Origin of the sequence: Serratia rhizosphaerae (assembly GCF_009817885.1) — a bacterium.
In the GTDB taxonomy this organism is placed as follows: Bacteria; Pseudomonadota; Gammaproteobacteria; order Enterobacterales; family Enterobacteriaceae; genus Serratia_B; species Serratia_B rhizosphaerae.
On record NZ_CP041764.1, the window covers coordinates 3,735,213 to 3,761,288 of the forward strand.

Annotated in this window: 23 protein-coding genes; 19 read left to right on the plus strand and 4 right to left on the minus strand. The window is 61.1% G+C overall.

Annotated elements, in window-relative coordinates; genetic code table 11:
• Positions 1 to 3 precede the first annotated feature (3 nt).
• Positions 4 to 765: a phospholipid-binding lipoprotein MlaA gene (gene mlaA / locus FO014_RS17380; protein ID WP_015673230.1), complete on the plus strand. Its 762-nt coding sequence runs from the start codon at positions 4 to 6 to the stop codon at positions 763 to 765.
• Positions 766 to 840: 75 nt separating this feature from the next.
• Here mlaA and fadL read toward each other — a convergent pair whose 3' ends face one another.
• On the minus strand, positions 841 to 2,118 hold the full coding sequence (fadL, locus tag FO014_RS17385) for a long-chain fatty acid transporter FadL (RefSeq protein ID WP_160030428.1): 1,278 nt from the start codon (positions 2,116 to 2,118) through the stop codon (positions 841 to 843).
• A 385-nt stretch (positions 2,119 to 2,503) separates the two neighbouring features.
• Between fadL and FO014_RS17390 the strand changes: the two genes are divergently transcribed.
• The 4 genes from FO014_RS17390 (at position 2,504) to sixA (ending at position 7,410) form a co-directional block, all read left to right on the plus strand.
• Entirely contained in the window at positions 2,504 to 2,800 is a 297-nt protein-coding gene (locus tag FO014_RS17390; protein ID WP_160030429.1) for a YfcZ/YiiS family protein, read from the plus strand.
• A 203-nt stretch (positions 2,801 to 3,003) separates the two neighbouring features.
• A complete protein-coding gene (fadI, locus tag FO014_RS17395) occupies positions 3,004 to 4,314 on the plus strand; it encodes an acetyl-CoA C-acyltransferase FadI (RefSeq protein ID WP_160030430.1) in 1,311 nt (436 codons plus the stop codon).
• Positions 4,314 to 6,476, plus strand: coding sequence for a fatty acid oxidation complex subunit alpha FadJ (gene fadJ / locus FO014_RS17400; RefSeq protein ID WP_160030431.1), 2,163 nt, complete (start codon positions 4,314 to 4,316; stop codon positions 6,474 to 6,476). The genes fadI and fadJ overlap by 1 nt, the downstream gene beginning before the upstream one ends.
• Positions 6,477 to 6,927: 451 nt before the next feature.
• Positions 6,928 to 7,410: a phosphohistidine phosphatase SixA gene (gene sixA / locus FO014_RS17405; protein WP_160030432.1), complete on the plus strand. Its 483-nt coding sequence runs from the start codon at positions 6,928 to 6,930 to the stop codon at positions 7,408 to 7,410.
• A 63-nt stretch (positions 7,411 to 7,473) separates the two neighbouring features.
• Here the strand turns inward: sixA and smrB are convergent, their stop codons facing one another.
• On the minus strand, positions 7,474 to 8,004 hold the full coding sequence (gene smrB, locus FO014_RS17410) for an endonuclease SmrB (protein ID WP_105231992.1): 531 nt from the start codon (positions 8,002 to 8,004) through the stop codon (positions 7,474 to 7,476).
• Between the two features lie 266 nt (positions 8,005 to 8,270).
• Between smrB and prmB the strand changes: the two genes are divergently transcribed.
• The 6 genes from prmB (at position 8,271) to FO014_RS17440 (ending at position 13,044) form a co-directional block, all read left to right on the plus strand.
• Positions 8,271 to 9,203, plus strand: a complete 933-nt coding sequence (gene prmB, locus FO014_RS17415; protein WP_160030433.1) for a 50S ribosomal protein L3 N(5)-glutamine methyltransferase — start codon at positions 8,271 to 8,273, stop codon at positions 9,201 to 9,203.
• A 62-nt stretch (positions 9,204 to 9,265) separates the two neighbouring features.
• Positions 9,266 to 10,351, plus strand: a complete 1,086-nt coding sequence (gene aroC / locus FO014_RS17420) for a chorismate synthase (RefSeq protein ID WP_105231991.1) — start codon at positions 9,266 to 9,268, stop codon at positions 10,349 to 10,351.
• Positions 10,352 to 10,455: 104 nt separating this feature from the next.
• Positions 10,456 to 11,283: a penicillin-insensitive murein endopeptidase gene (mepA, locus tag FO014_RS17425; protein WP_160030434.1), complete on the plus strand. Its 828-nt coding sequence runs from the start codon at positions 10,456 to 10,458 to the stop codon at positions 11,281 to 11,283.
• A gap of 3 nt (positions 11,284 to 11,286) precedes the next feature.
• Positions 11,287 to 12,087: a sulfite exporter TauE/SafE family protein gene (locus tag FO014_RS17430; RefSeq protein ID WP_105231990.1), complete on the plus strand. Its 801-nt coding sequence runs from the start codon at positions 11,287 to 11,289 to the stop codon at positions 12,085 to 12,087.
• A gap of 66 nt (positions 12,088 to 12,153) precedes the next feature.
• Positions 12,154 to 12,702 carry an elongation factor P hydroxylase gene (locus FO014_RS17435; protein WP_105231989.1) on the plus strand — a complete coding sequence of 183 codons (549 nt, stop codon included), beginning with the start codon at positions 12,154 to 12,156 and terminating at the stop codon, positions 12,700 to 12,702.
• 60 nt (positions 12,703 to 12,762) lie between these two features.
• Positions 12,763 to 13,044, plus strand: a complete 282-nt coding sequence (locus FO014_RS17440; protein ID WP_105231988.1) for a YfcL family protein — start codon at positions 12,763 to 12,765, stop codon at positions 13,042 to 13,044.
• A 58-nt stretch (positions 13,045 to 13,102) separates the two neighbouring features.
• Here FO014_RS17440 and mnmC read toward each other — a convergent pair whose 3' ends face one another.
• Entirely contained in the window at positions 13,103 to 15,124 is a 2,022-nt protein-coding gene (mnmC, locus tag FO014_RS17445; RefSeq protein WP_160030435.1) for a bifunctional tRNA (5-methylaminomethyl-2-thiouridine)(34)-methyltransferase MnmC2/FAD-dependent 5-carboxymethylaminomethyl-2-thiouridine(34) oxidoreductase MnmC1, read from the minus strand.
• Positions 15,125 to 15,295: 171 nt separating this feature from the next.
• Here mnmC and fabB point away from each other — a divergent pair, with 171 nt between their 5' ends.
• The 8 genes from fabB to FO014_RS17485 all read left to right on the plus strand — a co-directional run bounded on the left by fabB (position 15,296) and on the right by FO014_RS17485 (position 24,959).
• On the plus strand, positions 15,296 to 16,516 hold the full coding sequence (gene fabB, locus FO014_RS17450) for a beta-ketoacyl-ACP synthase I (RefSeq protein ID WP_160030436.1): 1,221 nt from the start codon (positions 15,296 to 15,298) through the stop codon (positions 16,514 to 16,516).
• 215 nt (positions 16,517 to 16,731) lie between these two features.
• Positions 16,732 to 17,154 carry a hypothetical protein gene (locus FO014_RS17455; protein WP_160030437.1) on the plus strand — a complete coding sequence of 141 codons (423 nt, stop codon included), beginning with the start codon at positions 16,732 to 16,734 and terminating at the stop codon, positions 17,152 to 17,154.
• A gap of 69 nt (positions 17,155 to 17,223) precedes the next feature.
• Positions 17,224 to 17,553, plus strand: coding sequence for a copper-binding protein (locus FO014_RS17460; protein ID WP_160030438.1), 330 nt, complete (start codon positions 17,224 to 17,226; stop codon positions 17,551 to 17,553).
• Positions 17,554 to 17,561: 8 nt separating this feature from the next.
• Positions 17,562 to 18,818, plus strand: a complete 1,257-nt coding sequence (locus FO014_RS17465) for a TolC family protein (RefSeq protein WP_160030439.1) — start codon at positions 17,562 to 17,564, stop codon at positions 18,816 to 18,818.
• Positions 18,818 to 20,152, plus strand: a complete 1,335-nt coding sequence (locus FO014_RS17470; protein WP_160030440.1) for an efflux RND transporter periplasmic adaptor subunit — start codon at positions 18,818 to 18,820, stop codon at positions 20,150 to 20,152. The genes FO014_RS17465 and FO014_RS17470 overlap by 1 nt, the downstream gene beginning before the upstream one ends.
• Positions 20,149 to 23,283, plus strand: a complete 3,135-nt coding sequence (locus FO014_RS17475; RefSeq protein WP_160030441.1) for an efflux RND transporter permease subunit — start codon at positions 20,149 to 20,151, stop codon at positions 23,281 to 23,283. The genes FO014_RS17470 and FO014_RS17475 overlap by 4 nt, the downstream gene beginning before the upstream one ends.
• A 220-nt stretch (positions 23,284 to 23,503) precedes the next feature.
• Positions 23,504 to 24,541 carry a hypothetical protein gene (locus tag FO014_RS17480; protein WP_160030442.1) on the plus strand — a complete coding sequence of 346 codons (1,038 nt, stop codon included), beginning with the start codon at positions 23,504 to 23,506 and terminating at the stop codon, positions 24,539 to 24,541.
• A 139-nt stretch (positions 24,542 to 24,680) separates the two neighbouring features.
• Positions 24,681 to 24,959 carry a hypothetical protein gene (locus FO014_RS17485; RefSeq protein WP_246167982.1) on the plus strand — a complete coding sequence of 93 codons (279 nt, stop codon included), beginning with the start codon at positions 24,681 to 24,683 and terminating at the stop codon, positions 24,957 to 24,959.
• A 65-nt stretch (positions 24,960 to 25,024) separates the two neighbouring features.
• Here FO014_RS17485 and apbE read toward each other — a convergent pair whose 3' ends face one another.
• Positions 25,025 to 26,056 carry an FAD:protein FMN transferase ApbE gene (apbE, locus tag FO014_RS17490; RefSeq protein ID WP_160030443.1) on the minus strand — a complete coding sequence of 344 codons (1,032 nt, stop codon included), beginning with the start codon at positions 26,054 to 26,056 and terminating at the stop codon, positions 25,025 to 25,027.
• Positions 26,057 to 26,076 lie beyond the last annotated feature (20 nt).

Sequence of the window (26,076 nt, forward strand, 5' to 3'; positions counted from 1 at the left end):
AATATGAACTTTCGCCTGACTGGGCTGGCTTTCGCAACGGTGTTGCTCGTCGGGTGCGCCAGCACCCCTGAGAACGAACCCCAAGGGCGATCCGATCCTTTGGAAGGATTCAACCGGACGATGTTCGATTTTAACTACAACGTGTTGGATCCGTATGTGCTGCGGCCGGTGGCGGTAGCGTGGCGTGATTATGTGCCGCAGCCGGCGCGTAACGGACTGAGTAACTTTACTTCTAACCTTGAAGAGCCGGCCAGCATGGTCAACGCCTTCCTGAAGGGCGACCCGTACCGCGGGATGATCCACTTCAACCGCTTCTTCCTGAACACCATCCTCGGCATGGGCGGCCTGATCGACGTGGCCGGCATGGCTAACCCGAAACTGGCGCGCGAAGAGCCTAACCGCTTCGGCAGCACGATGGGGCACTATGGCGTCGGTTACGGCCCGTATGTGATGCTGCCGGGCTATGGCAGCTTCACCCTGCGTGACGAGGGCGGCGACTGGGCCGATTCGCTCTATCCGGTGCTGAGCTATCTGACCTTCTGGATGTCGGCCGGCAAGTGGGTGGTGGAAGGCATTGAGACTCGCGCCCAGCTGCTGGATTCCGATGGCCTGCTGCGCAACTCTTCCGATCCGTACCTGATGGTGCGCGAGGCGTACTTCCAGCGCCACGACTTTATCGCCAACGGCGGCGTGCTGAAGCCGGAAGAGAACCCGAACGCCAAGGCGATTCAGGGCGATCTGGACGATATCGACTCGGCGGAATAGGCCGGCACAGAAAGCGTATAAAGAAAAACCCGCCATTCGGCGGGTTTTTTTATCGCTGATGCTGTCGGGCGCAGCTTAGAACGTGTAGTTGAAGTTAGCGCCGTACAGCCAGGCTTTACCTTCAGACTCGAAGGTGTACGGGCCTTCCTTGACGGTAACGTGCTGACCGTGCATATAGGAGACGCCCACGTCCACCGAGGCGTTCTGGTTGAACGCGTAGGTGGTGCCGGCGCTGAGCCAGAAGCGGTCCTGATCCGGGATGGAAATGGAGCGGTTCTGGGCCGGTACCGGGCTGTCATCGAAGGCGATACCGGTACGGAAGGTCCAGTTATCGTCGTAGTAATAGGTGGTACCCAGCGCGATGCGGTAAGCGTCTTTGAAGCCTTCATGCTTCTCGAACAGCGTCTGGCCGTTGCTGCCGGTGGCGCGCAGCTCCTGGAACTGGCTCCAGCTGGTGTACGCCAGGCTGTAGTGAACGGCCCACTTTGGCGCCACCCGGTTATAACCGGAAATTTCCCACATCTCAGGCAGGTGCAGCGACAGAGAGCCAGGAATGGTGTTGCCGTCGGTGCCCCATGGCAGGCCGGTCATGCCCTGCATCGGGTTAAAGCTTGATGGGACGCTGCTCTTGTAATCGCCGTCGAAGTCGACTTTGATTTCGGAACGGTAGGTCAGGCCGTAGCGGTTGTTTTCATCCACTTCATACAGGATGCCGGCGTTCCAGCCGTAGCCCCATTCGTCGCCCTTCAGGTGTGAAATCTGGGTATCGGCAGGCATGCCGACCGCGGCGCCGCTTTCGCCGGCGTAGCGTTCGAGCTTGGCCTTGGCGTACAGCGCATCAAAGCCCAGGCCGAAGCTGAAGTGCTGGTTCAGGCGGTACGCGGCGCTCAGGTTGAGGTTAACGGTGGTCAGATCGGTTTTACCGGCGTACGGGCCGGCGGTATAGCCGTCGTTAAATTCGGTCGCCAGGCCGTAGTTGCTGGTGACCGAGCCGCCGACGGCCCACTGGTCGTTCAGCGGGTGGATATAATGAAGGTTCGGGATCCACTGTGCCGGCGCGATGTTTTTCGCATCCAGGCTGTTGCCGGAGCGTGAAGTACCGGAAATATCAACGCCCGGGTCGACAAAGATGGCGCCGGCGGAGAAGGTCGGGCGGTCAAACATCATCATGGTCGCCGGGTTGCGGCTGGCTGAGGTGGCATTGTCGGCGACGGCGCCTTCACCAGAAAAAGAACGGCCTAAACCAGAAGAAGAGTACTCATTCAACTGGAATCCTGCGGCATACACGTTTGAAGAAATAATCGCCACTGCAGCTGCAAGAGCTGTTTTCTTGAATAGGTTTTTCTGGCTCATGACCAAAACCTCATTATGTGTTTATTATTTAAACTATGTTACACGTGGTAACAAGGAGCGCGGGATTGTAGGGTCCGTTATCCATCAGACAAATCAGACCAGTGGCTGAATTATAGGTCTGACCTGTTAAGATGTTGCAACTTTGTTTTTGAAATATTTCCAAGTTGATATCAAAAAAGAGATCTGCTTAACAAAACGCCAGCGGTAAATAACAAAATTCCTATGTTTATTTATCAAATGAATATTTTTATTTGTGATTTCCATCACTTAAAACACCTACAGAGAGTAAGTGCTAGTGATCTCATACGGCGAGGCGTAAAATGGCTTACAGAATCTTGGGTCTTTGCGCCGGGTCATACCCCAGGCGTCGTGAGGAGAATTGACTATGTCAGATGCAATGAATAAATGCAGCGCGCAGGAAACGGCAGCATGCTGCTGTGTGGATGTCGGCACCGTGATGGACAATACCGACTGCACCGCGTCCTACAGCCAGATTTTTACCGACGAGCAAGACGCGCAGCAAACGCTGACGGCGCTGACGGAAAAAGCGCGTTCGGTGGAGTCCGATCCCTGCGCCATCAGCAGCAGCCTGCAGCCGGTAGACGGCGGCGTGCGATTGAACGCTGATTTCACCTTTTCCTGCCAGGCGGAAACGCTGATTTTTCAGCTGGGCCTGCGTTAACGCATCACGGTATTCTGCGCGGCACCCGCCGCGCAGCCTCTTTATTTTCCCCTTGCCGGTTTATCCCCCCGTTTGAAAGTTGCTCCTGCTCGCAGATTTCACCTCTGACGGTTTGCCAAATGTAAACATCTGGTTAACAATGACCTCATCAGGTCAGACCTGTTTTGCGGATTGCGCTGACGTTACTTTCTTCAGGAGCATTTATGAGTAAGGCACTGCCGCTGGTCACCCGTCAGGGAGACAGAATTGCAATAGTTAATGGATTACGCACCCCGTTCGCCAAACAGGCGACCGCCTATCACGGCGTGCCGGCGGTGGATCTCGGTAAAATGGCGGTCAGTGAGTTGGTGGCGCGCAGCGGCATCGACGCGACGCTGATTGAACAGCTGGTGTTTGGCCAGGTGGTGCAGATGCCGGAGGCGCCGAATATCGCGCGCGAGATCGTGCTCGGCACCGGCATGAGCGTACATACCGACGCCTACAGCGTCTCCCGCGCCTGCGCCACCAGTTTCCAGGCGATCGCCAACGTGGCGGAAAGCATTATCGCCGGCAGCATCAGCGTCGGCATTGCCGGCGGCGCTGATTCTTCCTCCGTACTGCCGATCGGCGTCAGCAAAGCGCTGGCGCGTACGCTGGTGGACGTCAACAAAGCGCGCACGCTGTCGCAGCGCCTGAAGCTGTTCAGCCGGTTGAAGTTCCGCGACCTGCTGCCGGTGCCGCCGGCGGTGGCGGAATACTCCACCGGCCTGCGGATGGGCGACACCGCCGAACAAATGGCGAAGACGCACGGCATCAGCCGTGAAGATCAGGACGCGCTGGCACACCGTTCTCACCAGTTGGCGGCCAATGCCTGGGAGCAGGGCTGGCTGCACGATGAAGTAATGACGGCATACGTGCCGCCGTATAAGGCGGAACTGACCGAAGACAACAATGTCCGCAAAGACTCCAGCCTGGCCTCCTACGCCAAATTAAAGCCGGCCTTCGATCGTAAACACGGCAGCGTGACCGCGGCCAACAGTACGCCGCTCACCGACGGTGCGGCGGCGGTGCTGATGATGAGCGAATCCCGCGCCAGAGAGCTGGGGCTGCGGCCGCTCGGCTATCTGCGCAGCTTCGCCTTTGCCGCCATCGACGTCTGGCAGGATATGCTGCTGGGGCCGTCGTACGCCACGCCGCTGGCGCTGGATCGGGCGGGCATTACGCTGGCCGATTTAACGTTGATTGATATGCATGAAGCCTTCGCCGCGCAGACGCTGGCCAACCTGAAAATGTTCGCCAGCGCGGCGTTCGCCCACGAGAAGCTAGGGCGCGACGCGGCGATCGGGGAAGTCGACATGGAGAAGTTCAACGTACTGGGCGGCTCTATTGCCTACGGGCATCCGTTTGCCGCCACCGGCGCGCGCATGATTACCCAGACGCTGCATGAGCTGAAACGTCGCGGCGGCGGTCTGGGGCTGGCGACCGCCTGCGCCGCCGGCGGTCTGGGCGCGGCGATGGTTGTGGAGGTGGAATAATGAGCGCAGCGACCAATGCACTGCATGAGCAACGGGCTCCACAGACGGCGTTTCGTCTGACCCTGCGGCCGGACAACATCGGCGTGATTACCATCGACGTGCCGGGGGAAAAGGTCAATACGCTGAAGGCGGAGTTTGTTGAACAGATTAACGATGTGCTGATCCAGGCGCAGCAGCAGACCACGCTGGAAGGCCTGGTCATTATCTCCGGTAAGCCCGATTCCTTTATTGCCGGCGCCGATATCACCATGATCGCCGCCTGCAACAGCGCCAAAGAGGCGCAGTCGCTGGCGAAGAAAGGGCAGAGCACGCTGGCGCAGCTGGCGGCTTTTCCGGTGCCGGTGGTGGCGGCGATCCACGGTGCCTGTCTGGGCGGCGGGCTCGAGCTGGCGCTGGCTTGCCACAGCCGGGTATGTTCCCTGGACGATAAAACCGCGCTCGGCCTGCCGGAAGTGCAGCTGGGGCTGTTGCCGGGATCCGGCGGCACGCAGCGGCTGCCGCGTCTGATTGGCGCCGGCAAAGCGCTGGATATGATGCTGACCGGCAAACAGATCCGCGCCCGTCAGGCGCTGCGCATGGGGCTGGTGGACGATGCGGTGCCGCACGCCATTTTGCTTGAGACGGCGGTCGCGCGCGCCAGGCAGGGCTGGTCGGCGCGGCGCGAACTGCCGTGGCAGGAACGGTTGCTCAACGGCCCGCTCGGGCGCAGTGCGCTGTTCGCCATCGTGCGCAAGAAAACGCTGGAGAAGACGCACGGTAATTATCCGGCGGCGGAGCGGATTATCCAGGTGGTGCGTACCGGTTTGGACCAGGGCAGCGCCAGCGGTTATGAGGCCGAGGCGCGCGCGTTTGGCGAGCTGGCGATGACGCCGCAGTCAGCGGCGCTGCGCAGCCTGTTTTTTGCTTCCACCGCGCTGAAAAAGGAGCGTGGCGCCGATGCGCAGCCGCACGCGCTTGAACGGGTCGGCATTCTGGGCGGCGGCCTGATGGGCGGCGGCATCGCCTGTGTGACGGCCACGCGCGGCGGTTTGCCGGTACGTATTAAGGACATCAGCACCCAGGGCATTAATCACGCACTGAAATACAGCTGGGACGTGCTGAGCAAGCGGGTGCGCCGCAAACGCATGCGTCCGGCAGAGCGGCAAAAGCAGATGATGCTGATTTCCGGCACCACCGATTACTGCGGTTTTGAGCAGCTGGATATTGTGGTGGAGGCGGTGTTCGAAGATCTGGCTCTGAAGCAGCAGATGGTGGCGGAGGTAGAGCAGCATGCCGCGCCGCATACCGTCTTTGCCTCTAACACCTCTTCGCTGCCGATTAGCCAGATCGCCGCCAAGGCGCAGCGGCCGGAGCAAGTGATCGGCCTGCACTATTTCAGCCCGGTGGACAAAATGCCGCTGGTGGAGGTGATACCGCATGCCGCAACCAGCGCCGCAACCATCGCCACTACCGTGGCGCTGGCGCATAAGCAGGGGAAAACGGCGATAGTGGTGGCCGACCGCGCCGGTTTTTACGTCAACCGCATCCTGGCGCCCTATATTAATGAGGCGGCGCGCTGCCTGCTGGTCGGCGAGCCGATCGAGGCGCTGGATAAGGCGCTGGTGGATTTCGGCTTCCCGGTGGGGCCGATTACGCTGTTGGACGAGGTCGGCATCGACGTAGGCACCAAAATTATTCCTATTCTGGTGGAGGAACTGGGGCCGCGCTTCGCCGCGCCGGCGGCGTTTGATGCGGTGCTGAAAGATGGCCGCAAGGGGCGCAAGAACGGCAAGGGCTTCTATCTGTATCCCAGCGAAGGCCAGCAGCGCCAGCGCCGAAAACGTGCCGATGCTTCGGTTTATACGCTGCTCGGCGTCACGCCGAAGGCGCATCTGCCGCCGGCGGAGATCGCCCAGCGCTGCGTGATGATGATGTTGAACGAAGCGGCGCGTTGTCTGGAAGAAGGCGTGATTCGCAGCGCCCGCGACGGCGATATCGGCGCGGTGTTCGGCATTGGCTTCCCGCCGTTCCTCGGCGGACCGTTCCGCTATATGGATGAGCTTGGTGCGGAGACGGTGGTGAAAACCCTGCAATATCTGCAGCAGCAGCACGGCGAGCATTTTGCGCCGTGCGAACGTCTGCAGCGCATGGCACAACAGGGCGAGCGTTTCTATCCCCGCTAGCGGGCAGCATGGCGGCCCGATTTGCACTACAGTAACAGCAGGGGCGTGATGTGATCGCTATCACTCCTTGCAACACCTGCAATCCCGGACGCTGTACAGGGAGATAGGGGCGAGGTAACGTAGGTTGTCGGCGGCGAAGGGTGAGCCGCCGGTATGAAATCTCGCGCATTGCGCGTGAAATTTAACCTGTTGAATTGGTTGTAAAGTGAACGATGGCTTCGCGTAAAGTCGCGCCGACGGCGAAAAAACGGCGTTTTCTTTACGTGAACTTTCAGGCAAAATGCCCGGCCGCCATAGAGAGACGGCGCGTTATCGTTTGGAAGCACAATGTGCTTTTGCGTTAATCAGGGGCCCGGCGCTACGGCACGTTCAGCGTGGCCGGTAATGAGCCGGAGTCATTGAAGCGGCTGCTGCAATTACGCAGTTATTTTGTCAACAACAGCGGTGCACTATGCAAGTTTTGATTATGCGTCACGGAGAGGCGGCGCTCGATGCGGCCAGCGATGCGGTAAGACCTCTTACCCTTTGCGGCCGTGATGAGTCACGTCAGATGGCGGCCTGGTTGAACACCAAGTCTGTGGATATTGAACGCGTGCTGGTCAGTCCTTATCTGCGCGCCGAGCAGACGCTGGACACGGTGCGTGCTGCGCTGACGCTGCCGGATGGCGCGGAAGTGATGCCGGCGCTGACCCCGGGCGGCGACGCCGCGCTGGTCGGCAGCTATCTGCAGGTCCTGGCGCAGCAGGGGGTGAAGTCGGTGCTGGTCGTTTCTCACCTGCCGCTGGTCGGCTATCTGGTGGCGGAACTGTGCCCGGGCGAATGCCCGCCGATGTTCGCTACCTCGGCGATCGCCTATGTCGAACTGACGCAGGACGGCAGCGCAGGCAAGCTGGAGTGGCAGGTCAGCCCGTCACAGCTGATGGCGAAAGTCTGACGGCGCAATGCGCATTAACCGCAAAGGGCGATGATAAACATCGCCCTTTGTCATTTCAGCGGCCTAGTCAGCCAGTTCGACCAACAGCAATATGGCGGCATTGCCGCCCCATTCTTTCGGCGCCTGATGGAACGCCAGCACGTCCGGGTGCTGCGCCAGCCACAGCGGCGTCTGCTGCTTGAGAATATGTTTGCCGTGCCCGTGCATCACGCAGGCGCAGTAGACGTGCTCGCGTTTACAGGCGGCGATCAGCGCCCCCAACTCCTGTTTGGCCTGCAGTTGCGTCAGCCCGTGCAGATCGAGAAACAGATCCGGCACATAGTCGCCGCGGCGCAGCTTTTTCAGTTCAAACTGGCTGGCACCGGGGCGTACATAGCGGGTCGGGCCGTCTTCGTCCAGCTGCGGCTGGAACTCATCGGAAAAATAGAAACTGGCGTCGACCTGTTCCTGCAGCAGGCGCTGCGGCGGCGTCTGCTTGATTTTGGGTTTGGGCGGGCGGTGGACAATGGTGTCCTGACGCAGCTTCTTGGCGCCCGTCACCGAGTCTCTGAAGAGCTGCAGTTCATCCTGGCTCAGCGGCGGTTTGTTCTTCATGGTTCTCATTCACTGACGACTATTTTAGCGTTAGTTTATCGTGTCGCGCGCGATCTGACGACGCAAAACTGTTGCCGTCAGGTTAAGCCAGGTTAATGAGAAGCGGCTAACCTTAACGTGATGACCGCGCATCCTGCCCGCCAGCCGCCGTTTACCGGTGCGTCGGCAACTTGCTGCAGGGGCGTATATAGCTGCTGATTTGTCGCGGGCTTCGTGGCAAACTATGCGGCTATCTCATGAATCACAGCCGCCTGCCGGAGGGCACTTTGGACAAAATTTTCGTCGACGAAGCAGTGAACGAACTGCACACCATTCAGGATATGCTGCGCTGGACCGTCAGCCGCTTCAGCGCCGCCAATATCTACTATGGTCACGGAACCGATAATCCGTGGGACGAAGCGGTGCAGCTGGTTCTGCCGAGTTTGTATCTGCCGCTGGATATTCCGGAAGAGATGCGCAGCGCGCGTCTGACCTCCAGCGAGCGCCATCGCATCGTCGAGCGGGTGATCCGCCGCATCAACGAGCGCGTGCCGGTGGCGTATCTGACCAACAAGGCCTGGTTCTGCGGCCTGGAGTTTTACGTTGATGAGCGCGTGCTGGTGCCGCGTTCGCCGATTGGTGAGCTGATCAACGATGGGTTCAGCGGCCTGATCCCGCATCCGCCGCGCCATATTCTGGATATGTGCACCGGCAGCGGCTGCATCGCCATCGCCTGCGGGTACGCCTTCCCGGAAGCGGACGTGGACGCGGTGGACATCTCCAGCGACGTGCTGGCGGTTACCGAGCGCAATATTCAGGCGCTGGGCGTTGAACATCAGGTGATCCCGATCCGTTCCGATCTGTTCCGCGACGTTCCCGCGATCCAGTACGATCTGATCGTCACCAACCCGCCGTATGTTGATGCCGAAGATATGTCCGATCTGCCGGAAGAGTTTCGCTTTGAGCCGGAACTGGGCCTGGCGGCGGGCAGCGACGGCCTGAAACTGGTGCGCCGCATTCTGGCCTGCGCGCCGGACTTCCTCAGCGATGACGGCGTGCTGATTTGTGAAGTCGGCAACAGCATGGTACACCTGATGGAGCAGTACCCGGATATTCCGTTCACCTGGTTGGAGTTTGCCAACGGCGGCGACGGCGTATTTATGCTGACCAAGCAGCAGCTGGTGGACTGCAAGGCGCATTTCAGCATGTATCGCAGCTGATGATTTTCCCTGGCCTGCTGCTGCAGGCCCGATAACAAAAAATGTAACGGTAAGGAGCCGTGATGGCAGGGAACAGTATTGGGCAGTTATTCCGCGTCACCACCTTTGGCGAATCTCACGGGGTGGCGCTGGGATGTATCGTTGACGGGGTGCCGCCGGGCATCGCGCTGACGGAAGAAGATTTGCAACATGACCTGGACCGCCGTCGTCCGGGCACTTCGCGCTATACCACGCAGCGCCGTGAACCCGACCGGGTGCGCATTCTTTCCGGCGTGTTTGAAGGCGTGACCACCGGCACCAGCATCGGCCTGATGATCGAAAACACCGATCAGCGTTCGCAAGACTATGGCGCGATCAAAGACGTGTTCCGTCCGGGCCATGCCGACTACACCTACGAACAGAAATACGGCGTGCGCGACTACCGCGGCGGCGGCCGCTCATCGGCGCGGGAAACCGCGATGCGCGTGGCGGCCGGCGCGATTGCCAAAAAGTACCTTGAACAGAAATTCGGTGTGAAGGTGCGCGGTTACCTGGCGCAGATCGGCGACGTCAGCTGCGAGCTGAAAGACTGGGAGCAGGTTGAGCAGAACCCGTTCTTCTGCCCGGATGTCGACAAGCTGGAAGCGCTGGATGAACTGATGCGCGCGCTGAAAAAAGAGGGCGACTCCATTGGCGCCAAAGTCAGCGTGGTGGCGGAGAACGTGCCGGTCGGCCTCGGCGAGCCGGTGTTTGACCGCCTGGATGCCGATCTGGCGCATGCGCTGATGAGCATTAACGCGGTGAAAGGCGTGGAGATTGGCGACGGTTTTGCCGTGGTCACCAAGCGCGGCAGCGAAAACCGCGATGAAATTACCCCGGAAGGCTTCCAGAGCAACCACGCCGGCGGCATTCTCGGCGGCATCAGCAGCGGCCAGCCGGTGATTGCCCATCTGGCGCTGAAGCCAACCTCCAGCATTATGGTGCCGGGGCGCACCATCAACCGCCAGGGCGAAGCGGTGGATATGGTCACCCGCGGCCGCCACGATCCGTGCGTCGGCATTCGCGCGGTGCCGATCGCCGAAGCGATGATGGCGATCGTGCTGATGGACCACCTGCTGCGTCAGCGCGGGCAGAACGGCGACGTGCTCTCCGACGTGCCGCGCTGGTAACCGCGCCGTATCATTGTTCTCATGTCTGGGCATCGTCACGATGCCTGTTTTTCCGGCGGCGCGGCATTGCGTCCGTCCGCATGGCGAAATCAATGGATATCACGATGAAAAATGGGTTGTTGGGTCTGATGGCGCTGCTGGCGTCAACGTCCGCGCTGGCGTTGACGCCGTGGCAAAAAATTGATCATCCGGTAGCGGGTTCGGCGCAGGCGATCGGCGGCTTTGCCAACGGCTGCGTGATCGGCGCCCGGCCGCTGCCGCTCAATGCGGCGGACTACCAGGTGATGCGTCAGGATCAGCGCCGCTATTTCGGTCATCCGGAACTGCTGGCGTTTATTCAGCGCCTGACTCGCGAGACCGGACAGCAGGGGCTGGGCACGGTGCTGATCGGCGATATGGCGATGCCGGCCGGCGGGCGTTTCAGCAGCGGCCATGCCAGTCACCAGTCCGGTCTGGACGTCGATATCTGGCTGCAGCTGCCGCATCAGCGCTGGAGCGAGCGACAGCTGCTGAAGCCGCAGCCGATAGATCTGGTGAGCGGCGACGGCATGCGGGTGCGTAATAATCAGTGGCAGCCGCAGATTGGTTCGCTGATCAAACTGGCGGCGCAGGACGAGAAAGTGGCGCGCATCTTCGTGAACCCGGCGATTAAACAGCGGCTGTGCGACGATGCCGGCAGCGACCGCGGCTGGCTGCATAAGGTACGACCGTGGTTTGGCCACCGCGCCCATATGCACGTGCGGTTGAGCTGCCCGCCGGACAGCCTGGAGTGCAAGGATCAGGATCCACCGCCGCCGGGCGACGGCTGCGGGGCTGAACTGGCCAGCTGGTTTGAGCCACATCAGCCAAGTTCGAAACCGGGCAAGCGGGTTGTGCCGCCGTTGCCGCCTTCCTGTCAGGCGTTATTGGATAACCATTTTTCGGCGGAATAATTCATGGACTGGTTGATGGTCAGCCCCGAAATGCTCGGGGTGTTGTTTGCCGTGGCGTTATTGGCGGGTTTTATTGATTCTATCGCCGGCGGTGGCGGATTGCTGACGGTGCCGGTGCTGCTGGCGGCAGGGGTGCCGCCGGCGCAGGCGCTGGCGACCAACAAGCTGCAGTCGGTGGGCGGTTCGCTGTCCGCCAGCCTGTACTTTATCCGCCGTAAGGCGGTCAATCTTGGCGAACAGAAGCTGACGATCCTGCTGACGTTGATCGGTTCGATCGCTGGTGCGATTCTGGTGCAGCATATGCGCGCCGATCTGCTGCGGCAGATGCTGCCGCTGCTGGTGATTGGCATCGGGCTCTATTTCCTGCTGACGCCGCGTCTGGGAGAAAGCGATCGCCAGCGGCGTCTGAGCGCGCTGCCGTTCGGTCTGGTGGCCGGCGGCTGCGTCGGTTTTTACGACGGCTTTTTCGGCCCCGGTGCCGGCTCTTTCTACGCGCTGGCCTATGTGACGCTGTGCGGCTTCAACCTGGCGAAATCCACCGCGCACGCCAAGGTGCTGAACTTCACCTCCAACTTCGGCAGCCTGATCTTCTTTATCATCGGCGGCAAGGTGGTGTGGGGCATCGGTTTGCTGATGCTGGTCGGGCAGGTGCTGGGCGCGCGGATGGGCGCGCATATGGTAATGACGCGCGGGCAGAAGCTGATTCGCCCGATGATCGTGGTGGTTTCACTGGTGATGAGCCTGAAGCTGCTGTACGACAGTCACGGCGCTGAAATCCAGCAATGGCTGGCCATGCATTTTTAACGGGTCAATCGGGCGGCAACGTGAAATAATAGCCTCCCTGTTTTTGTGGTTACTTTGAGTTTTTTTATGTCAGACACGCACCAGTATCCCCAGCTGATTGAGATTTTTAATCAGTGCTTCAGCGACGATTACAATACGCGCCTGGTTAAAGGCGACGACGAGCCGATTTATCTGCCGGCGGATGATGAGCTGCCTTACCACCGCATCGTGTTCGCCCATGGTTTCTACGCCAGCGGCCTGCATGAAATTTCCCACTGGTGTATCGCCGGCGCAGAGCGGCGCAAGCTGGTCGATTTTGGCTACTGGTACTGCCCGGACGGCCGCGATGCGCAAACGCAAAGCGAATTTGAGGCGGTTGAAGTCAAACCACAGGCGCTGGAGTGGCTGTTCTGCGTCGCCGCCGGCTTTCCGTTCAACGTCAGCTGCGACAACCTGAACGGCGACTGTGAGCCGGATCGCGTCGCTTTCCAGCGAAAAGTACGCGCCCGGGTGCTGGAGCTGCTGGAAAAAGGCATTCCCGAACGGCCGGCGCGCTTTATTCAGGCGTTACGATCGTTTTACAATACGCCGCCGCTGACGGCTGAGAATTTTCCTTACCCGGAAGATCTGAACTGATTTTACTTTAAACACCGCTCCTGACCGGCGACATGCCGCAGGGGAACATGAGGACATGCGATGATCGCTGAATTTGAAGCGCGCGTTTTGGCGCTGATTGATGACATGGTAGACCACGCCAGTGATGATGAACTGTTTGCCGGTGGCTATCTGCGCGGTCATCTGACGCTGGCGGTAGCCGAAGCGGAAGAGCAGGGCGAACACAGCGCCGAACAGCTGAAGGCGCGGGTTGAAGACAGCCTGCATAACGCCATCCGCGCCGGTGAATTGTCGCCGCCCGATCAGGTGTTGGTGGAAGCGATGTGGGAGAATTTGTACCAGGCCGCATTGCCTACCGCCTGATTCTGCACTTTGCTGCCCTTCTCGCCGTACGGGGAGAAGGGCGCACCTCTTGCCCGGTTTACAGCGGGCGTCCCTTCAGCAGTTTTCTTACCCACATCCGGTTCGGATTAAGCGCCGCCAGCACCTCGGCATCGGCCGGCAACGGCTCGCCGAACAGCTGCGCCGCCAGAATTTCCGCCGTCAGCGGCGCGGAACACAGCCCGCGTGAGCCGAGCCCGCCGAGCATAAACAGGTTCGGGTAGCCCGGCGCCTTATCAATCTCTTCTCCGCGCTGCCGCCGTTTTGGCAGATTCTGGTAGCACGCCAGGGTTTGCGGGTAGTCCGGCAGCGCGCCGGCCATCGGCAGATGATCGCGCGTGGCGCAGCGCACGCCGCAGCGGGCCTGCCCGTCGCTGACGTTCGCCTGCTGCGTCCATGCCTGTTGCGGCAGACAGCGCAGCAGCCGCGCGCGGTTTTCCTGTTGTTCCTGCTCGCTGTAGGCGGTATCGGTCACGCCGCGCTGGTAGCTGGCGCCGATGCAGTGCTGCTGATGCTGCGGGCTGACCGGCGTCAGATAACCTTCATAGCACAATACCTGTCGCAGCTGGCCCAGCGCCGGTGCGGTCGGAATATGGGAGACCTGGCCGCGCACCGCATACATCGGCAGTTCGGCGCACTGGGGCAGCGTCGCCAACTGGTGGCCGTTGGCCAGCAGCACTACGTCATGCCGGCGGCTGTCGCCGTGGCTGAAATCAAGCCGCCAGCCGTCCTGCTCCGCCGTCAGCGCACTGAGCCGGTGGCGGTAATGGCAGCGTAGCCCCTGGCGCTGCGCCAGTTCCAGCGCGCCGCGCGTCAGTTCTGCCGGGCAGAGCCAGCCGCCCTGCGGATAATTGATGCCGCCGAAGCCGCTGTCGACGCCGCACAGCTGGCTGAGCGTATCGCGATCGGCACCGAAGGCGAACGCCGCCGGCCAGTCGGTGCCCAGCATATTGTCGATTTTCGCCGCGCTTTTTTCATCGTAGGCCAGCTGGCTGACGCCGCACCACTGATGCTCAAAGACGACGCCGCTGTCGGCCAGCGTGTCATACAGACGGCGGGCGAAGGGAAAGGCGGCGCTGAAAAAACGCTCCAGCACGTCGCCGCGGCCGTTGAGCAGCGGATACAGCGCCCCCTGACGGTTGCCGGAGGCGCCGGCGGCCGGCTCATCATCCGCGCAGTACAGCGTCACCTTGGCGCCGCGCCGCAGCAGCGCCAGCGCGGTGAGGGCGCTGGCGATACCGCCGCCGACCAGTGCGATATCCTGCGTCGCATCGGCGGCCGGACGGTGGAACCAGGGGGCCGGATCGGGCGTCGGCGCGCTGTCCGCCGGCAGCGTGCCGACCAGCATTTCGCGTTTCTGACCGAAGCCTTTGACTCTTTCCACCGTAAAACCCGCCTGCTGCAGGCCGCGACGCACGAAGCCGGCGGCGGTAAATGTGGCGAAGCTGCCGCCCGGCCGGGCAAAGCGTGCCATGGCGGCGAACAGTTGTTCGCTCCACATATCGGGATTTTTCGCCGGGGCGAAGCCGTCGAGGAACCAGGCGTCGACCTGATTATTGATGCTGTGATCGAAGCGCGGCAGCAGCGCGTTGACGTCGCCGAACCACAGATCGAGCGTGATGCGCCCCTCCGCCAGCAGCAGGCGGTGACAGCCGGGCAGCGCCTGCGGCCAGCTGGCGCGCAGTTGATCGGCGTACGGCGCCAGCTCCGGCCAGCGGGCGTGCGCCGCCGCCAGATCCGCCGGCTGCAGCGGGAATTTCTCAAAGCTGATAAAGTGCAGGCGTTGCAGCGGGGCGGTGGGGTTCGCCTGCAGATGGCGTTCAAACGCCTGCCACAGGGTTAAAAAGTTCAGCCCGGTGCCGAAGCCGGTTTCCGCCGCGATAAACAGCGGGCGCGGGTGTTCGGCGAAGCGCGCCGGCAGCCGGTTGCCGCCGAGAAAGACGTAGCGGGTTTCCTCCAGCCCATCCTGATTGGAAAAATAGACGTCATCAAACTGTTTCGAAACAGGTGTACCCTGTTCGTTCCAGGATAGCGCTGCGGTTTGGATGGGGGAGTTGTTCACGGTGGGTTGCTCGTCATTCAAGGGGGTAGCGCGATTTTAACGGCGCTGGCGCTGCGGCGCAAACTGGATAAGAATAAAGCTGAAAAACGCTGATCGGACTTGTTCGGCGTACATCTGTACGCTAAAGTGCGAGGCAAAATCCCGAATGTAAAATTGTGGAAGAGGTATTGAATGAAACGTGCAGTGATTACTGGCCTGGGTATTGTCTCCAGCATTGGTAATAACCAACAGGAGGTCCTGGCGAGCCTGCAGGAAGGTCGTTCTGGGATTACTTTCTCTCAGGAGCTAAAAGATTCCGGCATGCGTAGTCACGTATGGGGCAATGTTAAACTGGACACTGCCGGCCTGATCGACCGTAAAGTCGTGCGCTTTATGAGCGATGCTTCCATTTATGCTTACCTGTCCATGCAGGAAGCGATTCAGTCCGCAGGTCTGACGGAAGAGGTTTATCAGAACAACCCGCGCGTTGGCCTGATCGCCGGCTCCGGCGGCGGTTCTCCGCGCTTCCAGGTGTTCGGCGCCGATGCGATGCGCAGCCCGCGCGGCCTGAAAGCCGTCGGCCCTTACGTGGTCACCAAAGCCATGGCCTCCGGCGTTTCCGCCTGCCTGGCGACGCCGTTTAAAATCCACGGCGTCAACTACTCCATCAGCTCCGCCTGCGCCACCTCCGCACACTGTATCGGTAATGCGGTAGAGCAGATCCAGCTGGGCAAACAGGACATCGTATTTGCCGGCGGCGGTGAAGAGCTGTGCTGGGAAATGGCCTGCGAGTTTGATGCGATGGGCGCACTGTCCACCAAATATAACGAAACGCCGGAAAAAGCTTCCCGCACCTATGACACCGATCGCGACGGCTTCGTTATCGCCGGCGGCGGCGGTATGGTGGTGGTGGAAGAGCTGGAGCACGCGCTGGCGCGCGGCGCGCACATTTATGCCGAAATCATCGGCTACGGCGCCACCTCCGACGGCGCGGATATGGTCGCACCATCCGGCGAAGGCGCGGTGCGCTGCATGCAGATGGCGATGCAGGATCTGGATGCGCCGATCGACTACATCAACGTGCACGGCACCTCGACGCCGGTTGGCGATGTGAAAGAGCTGGGCGCGATCCGCGAAGTGTTCGGCGACACCACGCCGGCCATCTCTTCCACCAAAGCGATGACCGGCCACTCGCTGGGCGCCGCCGGCGTGCAGGAAGCTATCTACAGCCTGCTGATGCTGGAACACGGCTTTATCGCCCCGAGCATCAACATCGACAATCTGGACGAGAAGGCGGCGGGGATGGATATCGTTACCCAGCCGACCACGCGCGCACTGAACACCGTGATGTCCAACAGCTTCGGTTTCGGCGGCACCAACGCCACGCTGGTGATGCGTAAACTGCAGAAGTAAGTTTATTCATCAGCTGGATAGATTCAGTGTTAACAATGGGTTCGGTTTACCGAACCCATTTTTTTGCGCGTTAATTGCCGAATGCTCCCCCCGCCATTGACTGAAATCAAAGAATTTTATCCCCTCTCCGTCATGATTGGCCTCACCTTGTCACGGAGGTGAAGGGCATTCGCCGTTCCGCAATACTCTTGGTGACATATTTTCAGGAAGAATAAATGTCCGTTCAGGCCGTCCTTTCACAGTTTATGCATCGTCTGCGCTTCGTCAGCAAGCGTAGCGGCGCATGGCTGTTGCTGCTGGCCTGGCTGCTGCTTAACGGCCAGCTGGCGCTTGCCGGTCACGGCTGCGATTTGCAGCCTGACGGCAGAGCGGTCGCCGCACAGCATATGTCGCATCTGCAGCAGGCGACGCCGGGCATGGACAGCCATACGGGCGCCGATGCGCTGTGTGAAAAACACTGCGTGCCGGATAACGCGCAGCAGGATCATGCCAGCCCCTCGCTGGCGGTCTTGCTGGTCGGTCTCAGCGTGTTGCTCGCCATACCGCGAACCACCGCGCGAATTTCTCTTATCCACTGGCAAACGCCGCCGATAGCAGGGCCGCCGACAGAGGTTGTATTCTGTCGGTTCCGTGAATAGCCAACCCCGCGCTTTACCGTCTCCCGGACGGCATGTCGTGTTGGTTAACTATTTTATGGAGCTATTGTCATGCGTAATTTATTGAGCGTTGCCGTTTTTTCTCTTCTGTTGTTATCCCCCGTCGTGCAGGCCGAAGAGCCGACGACCTTCCACCATGCTGCCACCGAACACGGTGCGGCGGTCACCCACACTCAGGGCGTGTTGAAAGCCTGGAATCCGCACAAGGTGTCGATCGCCCACCCGGCTATCGAATCCCTCGGCTGGCCGCCGATGACCATGAACTTCCTGCAGCCGCAGCCGCCGTTGGCGGAGCTGCCTGCCGATACGCCGATTGAATTCAGCTTCCGCCAGGTTGATGGCGGCTACCAGCTGATTACCCTCAGCGCCAGTCAGCAGTAAGGAGCGGTATGTCCAACTTATTTTCTCACCCGGCACGGGTGGGCTGGCTGCTGCTTGTCTGCTGTTCGGCGAGCGCGCAAGCGGCCGGCCTGACGCTGGAACAATCGCTGTCGGCGGCGGAGCGTTACTCCGCCGAGCTGTCCGCCAACCGCCATCAGGTTTCCGCACTGCGCAATATGGCGGATTCCGCGCTGCAGTTGCCCGATCCCAAACTGAAGCTGGGGATTGAAAACATACCGGTGCAGGGCGGCAACGGCCATCGCCTGACGCGCGACGGCATGACGATGGGACGCATCGGCATCATGCAGGACTACGTCAGCGGCAATAAGCGTCAGCGAAAAGCCGATACGCTGCGGGCCGAGGCGGAAAAAACCTCGGCCAACAGCGCGGCGATCCGCGCGCGTTTGCAGCAGCAGACCGCACAAGCCTGGCTGGAGCTGGCGTTAAGCCAGCAGACCCTGCGCGACGCCAGGGCGTTGGTTGCGGAGAGCGAGCGCCAGATTAGCGCGCAGCGCGCCGGCGTGGCCAGCGGCAGTTCGTCGGCCAGCGAGGTGGTGGACGCACGTCTGACCCTGCTGGCGATGCAGGACCAAATCAGCACCGCCGAGCGCGACGTGACGGTGGCGCAGGCCAGGCTGACGCAGCTGACCGGGCAACAGATCGAGCAGGTCGTTGGTAAGCTGCCGCGCTTTGAGCGTTTGCCGGCCGACGGTGAGGTGCTGCGCCAGGCGATACGCCAGCATCCGGACGTGGTGCAGGCCGGCCGCGAAGCCGATGTGGCCAAGGCGCGCTCCGCCCAGTCGGCGATTGCCGCCATTCCCGACGTTGGCGTGGAGGTGTATTACGCGCGCCGCGCCGACGGCTATGAAGATATGGCCGGCGTCATGCTGAGCGTCGACCTGCCGCTGTTTAAAGCGCAGCGACAGGATAAAAACTATGCCGCCGACGTGTCGCGCACCCTGGAGGCCAACGACCAGCTGACCTTGCTGATCCGCGACCATCGGGCGCAACTGGACACTCTGTTGGCTCAGTATCAGGCGGCGCAGGCGCAGTGGCAGCGTCAGCGTCAGCAGGCGATTCCACTGCAGCAGCAGCGTCTCGATCTGCTGCTGGCGCAGTACCGTAGCGGCAGCAGCAACCTTTCCGCTGTGCTGGCGGCGCGTCGCGCGTTGCTGGATGCCCGGCTGAACGCCGGCCAGGCCGCCCGTCAGCTGGCGCAGCTGTGGGCCGCCATCCGTTACCTGATCCCGCAGGAGATCCTCTGATGAAAATGCGTTTTAACCTTGCGTTATTGGCGGCGCTGGCGGCAGGCGCCGGGGCCGGTTACTGGCTGGCGACGTCGTCGCCATCATCGGCACCGGCAGGGAGCGCGGCGCCGGCGGGCGAGCGTCAGGTGCTGTATTGGTACGACCCGATGGTGCCGGGGCAGCGCTTTGACAAGCCGGGGCCTTCACCGTTTATGGATATGGATCTGGTGCCGCGCTATGCCGACGAGGTGCAGGAGCAGGGCGGGGTGACCATCAGCGCCCGTCAGCAGCAAAACCTTGGCGTGCGCACCGCAGCGGTGGAGCTGCGCCCGCTGGCGCCGCAGCTGGAGGCGTACGGCAGCGTGGCGATTGACGAGCGCGGCGTGCAGGTGATCGCCGCGCGCGCCAGCGGTCTGGTGGAGAAGCTGTGGGTGCGCGCCAGCCAGCAGCAGGTGAAAAAAGGCCAGGCGCTGGCGCAGCTGTGGATCCCGGCGTGGCATGCGGCGCAGCAGGAGTATCTGGCGGTGCGACGTCTGGGGGACAGCGCGCTGAGCGCCGCGGCGCGTCAGCGCCTGCAGCTGCAGTTTATGCCGGAGTCGGTGATCCGCGAGGTGGAGCGCAGCGGCCGGCCGCAAACGCGCATTACCGTCACGGCGCCCGCCAGCGGCTTTATCAACAGTCTGGATGTGCGTGAGGGCGCGCAGGTCAGCGCCGCGCAGGGGCTGTTTGAACTGGCGACGCTCGACCGGGTATGGATGGTGATTGACTATCCGCAGGCGCAGGCCGGGGTGGTGCAGGTCGGCGATGCGGTTAGCGCCGGCAGCGCCAGCTGGCCGGGCGAACGTTTCAGCGGCACGATCGATGAACTGCTGCCGAATGTCGATCCGCTGACGCGCACCTTTAAGGCGCGGGTGCAGCTGCAAAACCCGCAGCAGCGGCTGAAACCGGGCATGTACCTGCAGGTGCGCCTCAGCCAGCCGGCGGCGGGGCGGCCGGTGCCGGCAATTCCGCTGGAGGCGTTGATCATGAGCGGCGATCGTAACCGGGTGCTGGTGAGCGAAGGCGACGGCTACTTTATACCGGTCGAGGTGGAAACGGGCCGGCAGCAGGACGGCTGGGTGGAGATCACGCGCGGGCTGAAGGCCGGACAACGGGTGGTGACCGCCGGACAGTTCCTGATCGATTCCGAAGCCAGCCTGCGCAGCGCGCTGCCGCAGCTGACGGCTGAAAAAGAGCCTCACGATCGCGGGGCACATCAGCCGCCTGCGGCCGCGATGGAGCACGGGGAACATTCGACGCCGCAAGCGCATGGCGAACATGCGGATCATCATGCACACGGAGGTCACCAATGATTGCTGCAATCATTCGCTGGTCGCTGCGCAACCGGCTGCTGGTGCTGCTGGCGGCGGCGATGCTGGCCGGCTGGGGCGTCTGGGCGCTGCAGAAAGCGCCGCTGGACGCGCTGCCGGATCTGTCCGACGTGCAGGTGATCGTACGCGCCAGTTATCCGGGCAAAGCGCCGCAGGTGGTGGAGGACCAGGTGACCTATCCGCTGACCACCACCATGCTGACGGTACCCGGCGCGAAAACCGTGCGCGGCTTCTCCATGTTCGGCGACGCCTATGTCTACATCCTGTTTGAGGACGGCACCGATCTGTACTGGGCGCGCTCGCGCGTGCTGGAGTCGCTCAGCCAGGTGCAGTCTGCGCTGCCGCCGCAGGTGAAGGTGGCGCTCGGGCCGGACGCCACCGGCGTCGGCTGGGTGTATGAGTACGCGCTGGTGGACAGGAGCGGCCGTCACAGCCTGGCGGATCTGCGCGCGCTGCAGGATTGGACGCTGAAATTTGAGCTGAAAACCGTGCCCAACGTCGCCGAAGTGGCCAGCGTGGGCGGCATGGTACGCCAGTATCAGGTGGTGCTCAACCCGGAAAGCCTGCGCGCGCTTAACGTCTCCCACCAGCAGGTGGTCAAGGCGCTGCAGGAGGCCAATCAGGAAGGCGGCGGCGCGCTGCTGGAAATGGGGGAAGCGGAGTATATGGTGCGCAGCGCCGGCTATCTGAAAACGGCGGCGGATTTCGCCAATGTGGTGATAACGGTGCGCGACGGCGTGCCGATCCTGCTGTCCCAGGTGGCGACGCTGCGCGAAGGGCCGGAAATCCGCCGCGGCGTGGCGGAGCTGAACGGCGAAGGGGAGGTGGCCGGCGGTATTGTGGTGATGCGCTACGGCCAGAACGCGCTGGAAACCATCAATGCGCTGAAGGACAAGCTGCAGCAGCTGCGGCAGACGCTGCCGCCGGGCGTGGAGATCGTCACGGTTTACGACCGTTCACAGCTGATCGAGCAGGCGATCGATAACCTGTCGTTCAAGCTGCTGGAGGAGTTTGTGGTGGTGGCGCTGGTGTGCACGCTGTTCCTGTTCCACTTCCGTTCAGCGCTGGTGGCGATGGTGACCCTGCCGCTCGGTATTCTCGGCGCGTTTGTGGTGATGCACTATCAGGGGGTGAACGCCAACATTATGTCGCTGGGCGGTATCGCCATCGCCATCGGCGCGATGGTGGACGCGGCGATCGTGATGATCGAGAACATGCATAAGGTGCTGGAGCAGTGGCGGCAGCGCCATCCTGAACGGCAGCCGGAAGCGCAGGACTACTGGCGTATTGCCGAGCAGGCGGCGGTTGAGGTCGGGCCGGCGCTGTTCGGCAGCTTATTGATCATCACGCTGTCGTTTATTCCGGTGTTCACGCTGCAGGCGCAGGAGGGCAAGATGTTCGCGCCGCTGGCCTTCACCAAAACCTACGCGATGGCGGTGGCGGCCGGGCTGGGCATTACGCTGGTGCCGGTGCTGATGGGCTACTTTATCCGCGGACGTATTCCTGATGAGCAGGCCAACCCGATCAACCGCTGGCTGATTCGCCTGTACCAGCCTTTGCTGGCGGCGGTGCTGGCGCGGCCGCGCCTCACGCTGGCCCTTTCCGCGCTGCTGCTGGCGCTGACGCTGTACCCGCTCAGCCGGCTGGGCAGCGAATTTATGCCGCCGCTCGACGAAGGGGATCTGCTGTATATGCCTTCGACCCTGCCGGGGATTTCGGTGCGTGAAGCGGGGCGTCTGCTGCAGCTGACCGACCGGCTGATTAAAACGGTACCGGAGGTGGAGACGGTCTTCGGCAAGGTCGGGCGGGCGGAAACCGCCACCGACCCGGCGCCGCTCACCATGCTGGAAACCACCATCCGTTTTAAACCGCGCGACCAGTGGCGACCGGGCATCACCATGGACAAGCTGGTGGCGGAGCTGGACGAGGCGGTCAAGGTGCCGGGCATTGCCAACGTCTGGGTGCCGCCGATTCGCAACCGGCTGGATATGCTGTCTACCGGGATTAAAAGCCCGGTGGGGATCAAGGTCAACGGCAGCAACCGCGCGGATATCGAACGCGTCGCCGGGCAGATTGAGCAGGTGGTGCGGCAGGTGCCGGGCGTCTCCTCGGCGCTGGCGGAGCGGCTCAGCGGCGGGCGCTATGTTGATATTGATATCGATCGTCAGCGCGCTGCCCGCTATGGCGTGTCGGTGACCGAGCTGCAATCGATGGTGGCTTCTTTGGTCGGCGGCGAAAACGTCGGCGAAACCATTGAAGGGCGGGCGCGCTATCCGATCAACGTGCGCTATCCGCGCGAGATCCGCGACTCACTGCAGGGGCTGCGCGATCTGTCGGTGGTGACGGCGAACGGCAGTCAGCTGCCGCTGTCGGCGCTGGCGGATATTCGCGTCAGCGACGGACCGCCGATGCTGAAAAGCGAGAACGCCCGGTTGTCCGAGTGGATCTATGTCGATCTGCGCGGGCGGGATCTGAAGTCGGCGGTGGAAGAGATGCAGCACGCGGTGGCGCAGCAGGTCAGGCTGCCGTCCGGTATTTCGCTGAGCTGGTCCGGGCAGTTCGAGTATCTGGAACGCGCCAGCGCCCAGCTGAAGGTCGTGCTACCGGTCACCTTGGGGATTATTTTTGTGCTGCTGTTCGTCACTTTCAACAGCGTGCGCGACGCGCTGCTGATTATGGCGACGCTGCCGTTTGCCCTGATCGGCGGCGTCTGGCTGCTGTATCTGCTGGACTACAACCTGTCGGTGGCCGGCGCGGTGGGCTTTATCGCCCTGGCCGGGGTGGCGGCGGAGTTCGGCGTGATTATGGTGCTGTATCTGAATCAGGCGCTGCACAAGCAGCGGCAGAGCGGCCGGCCGATGACCCGCCAGCAACTGCTGGCGGCCATCAGCGAAGGGGCGGTGCTGCGCGTCCGGCCGAAGGTGATGACGGTGGCGACCATTATGGCCGGGCTATTGCCGATTATGTGGAGCGACGGTGCCGGTTCCGAGGTGATGCAGCGCATCGCCGCGCCGATGATTGGTGGCATGATCAGCGCGCCGATTTTATCGATGCTGGTGATCCCGGCGGTCTATCTGCTGATGCATAAACCGGCGGAGCCGTCCAGGGAATAACACGTTGATTAATTAGGCGAATCGGTATTTTTATTCCTCGGCGCGGTCGGTAATATGCTGGCAGAATTACCGACCGTAGGTGGTATTAGCGAGGTGAACGGCAATCGGAGGGGGCGCAGGAGCGGCCCTTTACCACCCGGTGACGTCGCCGTTGCCATTCTCTACGGCGACAATTCCAGGACATCACATATATACGTCATTACGACAAGGAGTCTCACTAATGACCTTTCCTTCCTATCTGCGTATTGAACTCGGTTATTGCGTGGTTGAAACACCGGGGTCACTCTCTTCACAGGGCAACATGCTGTTCAGAAATCCACGCAGCGCAGCCGCCGGTTATTTTATGCGGCTAAATGCCGATACGCCCTGGCTGAAGCCCGGACATATCCTGATCGTTGCCGATCCGGCCAATTCCCAGCAAGGGCCGGCCTTAAGGCAGTTACGTCAGGCGAAGAATCGGGTTAACCAGACGCTGGCGCAGGCGGATACGCAACAGGCAAGTTTTCTGCAACGCCATTATGAGACGATAGCCACCGTTCTTAACGGCAGCAGTTCAGGGCTGGCCACGGCCAGCGATGCCGGAAAGCGCTACTTTAGCCGTATTGAAGAGATTCTGAAGCAGATCGAAAGGGCCTACCAAAATCAGTTCCGCACACAGGGATCGTTGATTAGCCAGCAGTTTTTTGTGGAGCGTAACCGGTTATTCGCTGAACTTAAGACGATGCTGGATAAGCCGATTTTCAACCGCCTGCCGCGTAAAATTATTAATCTGCATCCGTATGAGCGGATGAAAAGGGCCTTAAACTTATCCAGCCGTTCGATTGTCCATGAGTGGACGACGGCCGGTGTGGGTGCGATTGGCGGCTACTCGACCTATCTGGACGGCACCAGCAGAGCGATAAGATTCATGCGGAATGCCGGCTGGGTGGGGCTGGGCATGGCTGCGACCAGTACCACCAATGATATCTATAATTCCTGTACGGTCGGCCGCGAAAGCGAATGCACCCGGGTCGCGTTTAAAGGGTATGGTTCATTTATTGGTAGCGCCGGAGGAGGTGCCTTGGGTGGTGGCTGGGGCGCGATGGCCGGCGGCGGTATTTGTGTTGCGCTGGGTATTATCAGCGCACCGATGGCCGGTAGCGCGGGGCTTGCTTGTGCGATAATTGGTGCCTCCGCAGGCAGTCTGACCGGTGGTGCCATAGGGGGGGCATTAGGTGAGTGGAGTGGTGAACGTATTTATAAAATAATAGGTAACTAATGATTTCTGCGATGATGGATCTTGGAGCGATACTTTTTTTTCTGGGCGCTTTTATTGGTTTTCTCACCATGATTTTTTTGGGATAAACCGTAAAAAGTATGAGCGTATCGTCACTCTATACGCAAACGAGGGGTTGTACATGAATGATTTCAATCAACTCGCTGTATATTTTGGTTATCTCGGTAGCTACTTTCCAACCGTTTTTTTCAAAAATTTATTGAAAAATAAAAAGATAAAAACAGGAAAAGATACCTTTGTACCATCGGAGGCGTATACATTTCTGCAATCCCTTCCCCGCGAGCTGACGGGATGGATCACGGTGTATTATCGGATGCATATTATCTGGTCGACCATCTTTGCAAGCGGTGGGGTGCTTGTAGCCATTGGCAGAGCGCTTGGCAGCTACCCTATTGATTAATCAGTGTATCAGTGCAAATGACTGGCAATGGCCCATACGGCCCGCCAGTCATTTGCTATGTGACGCTACTGCAGCAGAAACGCTTTAAACTGCGGTGTCATCTGCGCGCTGAAGCCGTCGTCGGTTTTGCTGATCATATATACCGCCAGCCCTTGCTCTTGCGCCAGCTTCATTGCTTTTTCACTGCCCAGCACCATCAGGCCGGAGTCCCAGCCGTCGGCTTCCAGCGCGGTGGGGGCGATCACCGTTACCGAAACCAGCCGGTGGTTAATCGGCCGGCCGGTATTGGGGTCGATAATATGCGAATAGCGCTGGCCGTTCTGCTCAAAGTAGTTGCGATAGCTGCCGGCGGTGCTGATGCCGTAGCCCTGCAGATCCACCAGAGCCTGCACCGCATTTTCTCGGTCGGTCGGTTTCTGGATCGCCACGCGCCATGGTTTGCCCTGACCGTTAACGCCGCGCGATCGCACCGCGCCGCCTACCGACACCAGATAGTTGGTGAGACCTTTGCGCGCCATCAGCTGCGCCAGCAGATCCGCGCCGTAGCCTTCGCCCAGCGTTGACAGATCGACATACAGCCCCGGCAGATCCTTTTGCAGCCATTCGCCTTGTGCATTGCTGGTCAGCGTCAGGTGCTGCAGGCCGACGTTGCGTTTGGCGGCGTCAATCTGCTGCTGGCTGGGAATGGTTACCGGACGTTTGTCCGGGCCGAAGCCCCACAGGTTCACCAGCGGGCCGACGGTGATGTTCATCGCGTCATGGGTATCGCGGCCGATGCGCTGGGCGGTGAGAATAATATCCGCCATGCCGCGCGGGATCGGCTGCGGCGCGCTGCTGTGTGAACGGTTAAAGCGCGACAGCACCGAATCGGCGCGGTAGGTGGAGATATCGTCATTGGCCTGCTCCAGCAGCGCGTCGATCTCCTGCTGCAGCTGTTGGCGGTTTTCCGCGACCTCGCCACTGATCTTGACGCTGTAAAACGTCCCCATGGTTTTACCGGCGATATCCATCTGCGGGCGGGTGGCGGCGTTATCACAGGCGGCGAGCAGCGTAAGCGCGACGCCGAGCAACAGGCTTCTGGCGAAAGAGTGGGCCATGGCGGGATCCTTGAAGACAA

What these genes read in the sequence shown, in the direction of transcription:
- FO014_RS17485 (WP_246167982.1), top strand. Translation starts at nt 24,681, where the DNA reads ATGAATGATTTCAATCAACTCGCTGTATATTTTGGTTATCTCGGTAGC.
- fabB (WP_160030436.1), top strand. Translation starts at nt 15,296, where the DNA reads ATGAAACGTGCAGTGATTACTGGCCTGGGTATTGTCTCCAGCATTGGT.
- FO014_RS17465 (WP_160030439.1), top strand. Translation starts at nt 17,562, where the DNA reads ATGTCCAACTTATTTTCTCACCCGGCACGGGTGGGCTGGCTGCTGCTT.
- fadI (WP_160030430.1), top strand. Translation starts at nt 3,004, where the DNA reads ATGAGTAAGGCACTGCCGCTGGTCACCCGTCAGGGAGACAGAATTGCA.
- fadL (WP_160030428.1), bottom strand. Translation starts at nt 2,118, where the DNA reads ATGAGCCAGAAAAACCTATTCAAGAAAACAGCTCTTGCAGCTGCAGTG.
- FO014_RS17440 (WP_105231988.1), top strand. Translation starts at nt 12,763, where the DNA reads ATGATCGCTGAATTTGAAGCGCGCGTTTTGGCGCTGATTGATGACATG.
- FO014_RS17430 (WP_105231990.1), top strand. Translation starts at nt 11,287, where the DNA reads ATGGACTGGTTGATGGTCAGCCCCGAAATGCTCGGGGTGTTGTTTGCC.
- fadJ (WP_160030431.1), top strand. Translation starts at nt 4,314, where the DNA reads ATGAGCGCAGCGACCAATGCACTGCATGAGCAACGGGCTCCACAGACG.
- aroC (WP_105231991.1), top strand. Translation starts at nt 9,266, where the DNA reads ATGGCAGGGAACAGTATTGGGCAGTTATTCCGCGTCACCACCTTTGGC.
- smrB (WP_105231992.1), bottom strand. Translation starts at nt 8,004, where the DNA reads ATGAAGAACAAACCGCCGCTGAGCCAGGATGAACTGCAGCTCTTCAGA.
- FO014_RS17435 (WP_105231989.1), top strand. Translation starts at nt 12,154, where the DNA reads ATGTCAGACACGCACCAGTATCCCCAGCTGATTGAGATTTTTAATCAG.
- FO014_RS17475 (WP_160030441.1), top strand. Translation starts at nt 20,149, where the DNA reads ATGATTGCTGCAATCATTCGCTGGTCGCTGCGCAACCGGCTGCTGGTG.
- FO014_RS17390 (WP_160030429.1), top strand. Translation starts at nt 2,504, where the DNA reads ATGTCAGATGCAATGAATAAATGCAGCGCGCAGGAAACGGCAGCATGC.
- FO014_RS17460 (WP_160030438.1), top strand. Translation starts at nt 17,224, where the DNA reads ATGCGTAATTTATTGAGCGTTGCCGTTTTTTCTCTTCTGTTGTTATCC.
- sixA (WP_160030432.1), top strand. Translation starts at nt 6,928, where the DNA reads ATGCAAGTTTTGATTATGCGTCACGGAGAGGCGGCGCTCGATGCGGCC.
- FO014_RS17480 (WP_160030442.1), top strand. Translation starts at nt 23,504, where the DNA reads ATGACCTTTCCTTCCTATCTGCGTATTGAACTCGGTTATTGCGTGGTT.
- apbE (WP_160030443.1), bottom strand. Translation starts at nt 26,056, where the DNA reads ATGGCCCACTCTTTCGCCAGAAGCCTGTTGCTCGGCGTCGCGCTTACG.
- mepA (WP_160030434.1), top strand. Translation starts at nt 10,456, where the DNA reads ATGAAAAATGGGTTGTTGGGTCTGATGGCGCTGCTGGCGTCAACGTCC.
- FO014_RS17470 (WP_160030440.1), top strand. Translation starts at nt 18,818, where the DNA reads ATGAAAATGCGTTTTAACCTTGCGTTATTGGCGGCGCTGGCGGCAGGC.
- FO014_RS17455 (WP_160030437.1), top strand. Translation starts at nt 16,732, where the DNA reads ATGTCCGTTCAGGCCGTCCTTTCACAGTTTATGCATCGTCTGCGCTTC.
- mlaA (WP_015673230.1), top strand. Translation starts at nt 4, where the DNA reads ATGAACTTTCGCCTGACTGGGCTGGCTTTCGCAACGGTGTTGCTCGTC.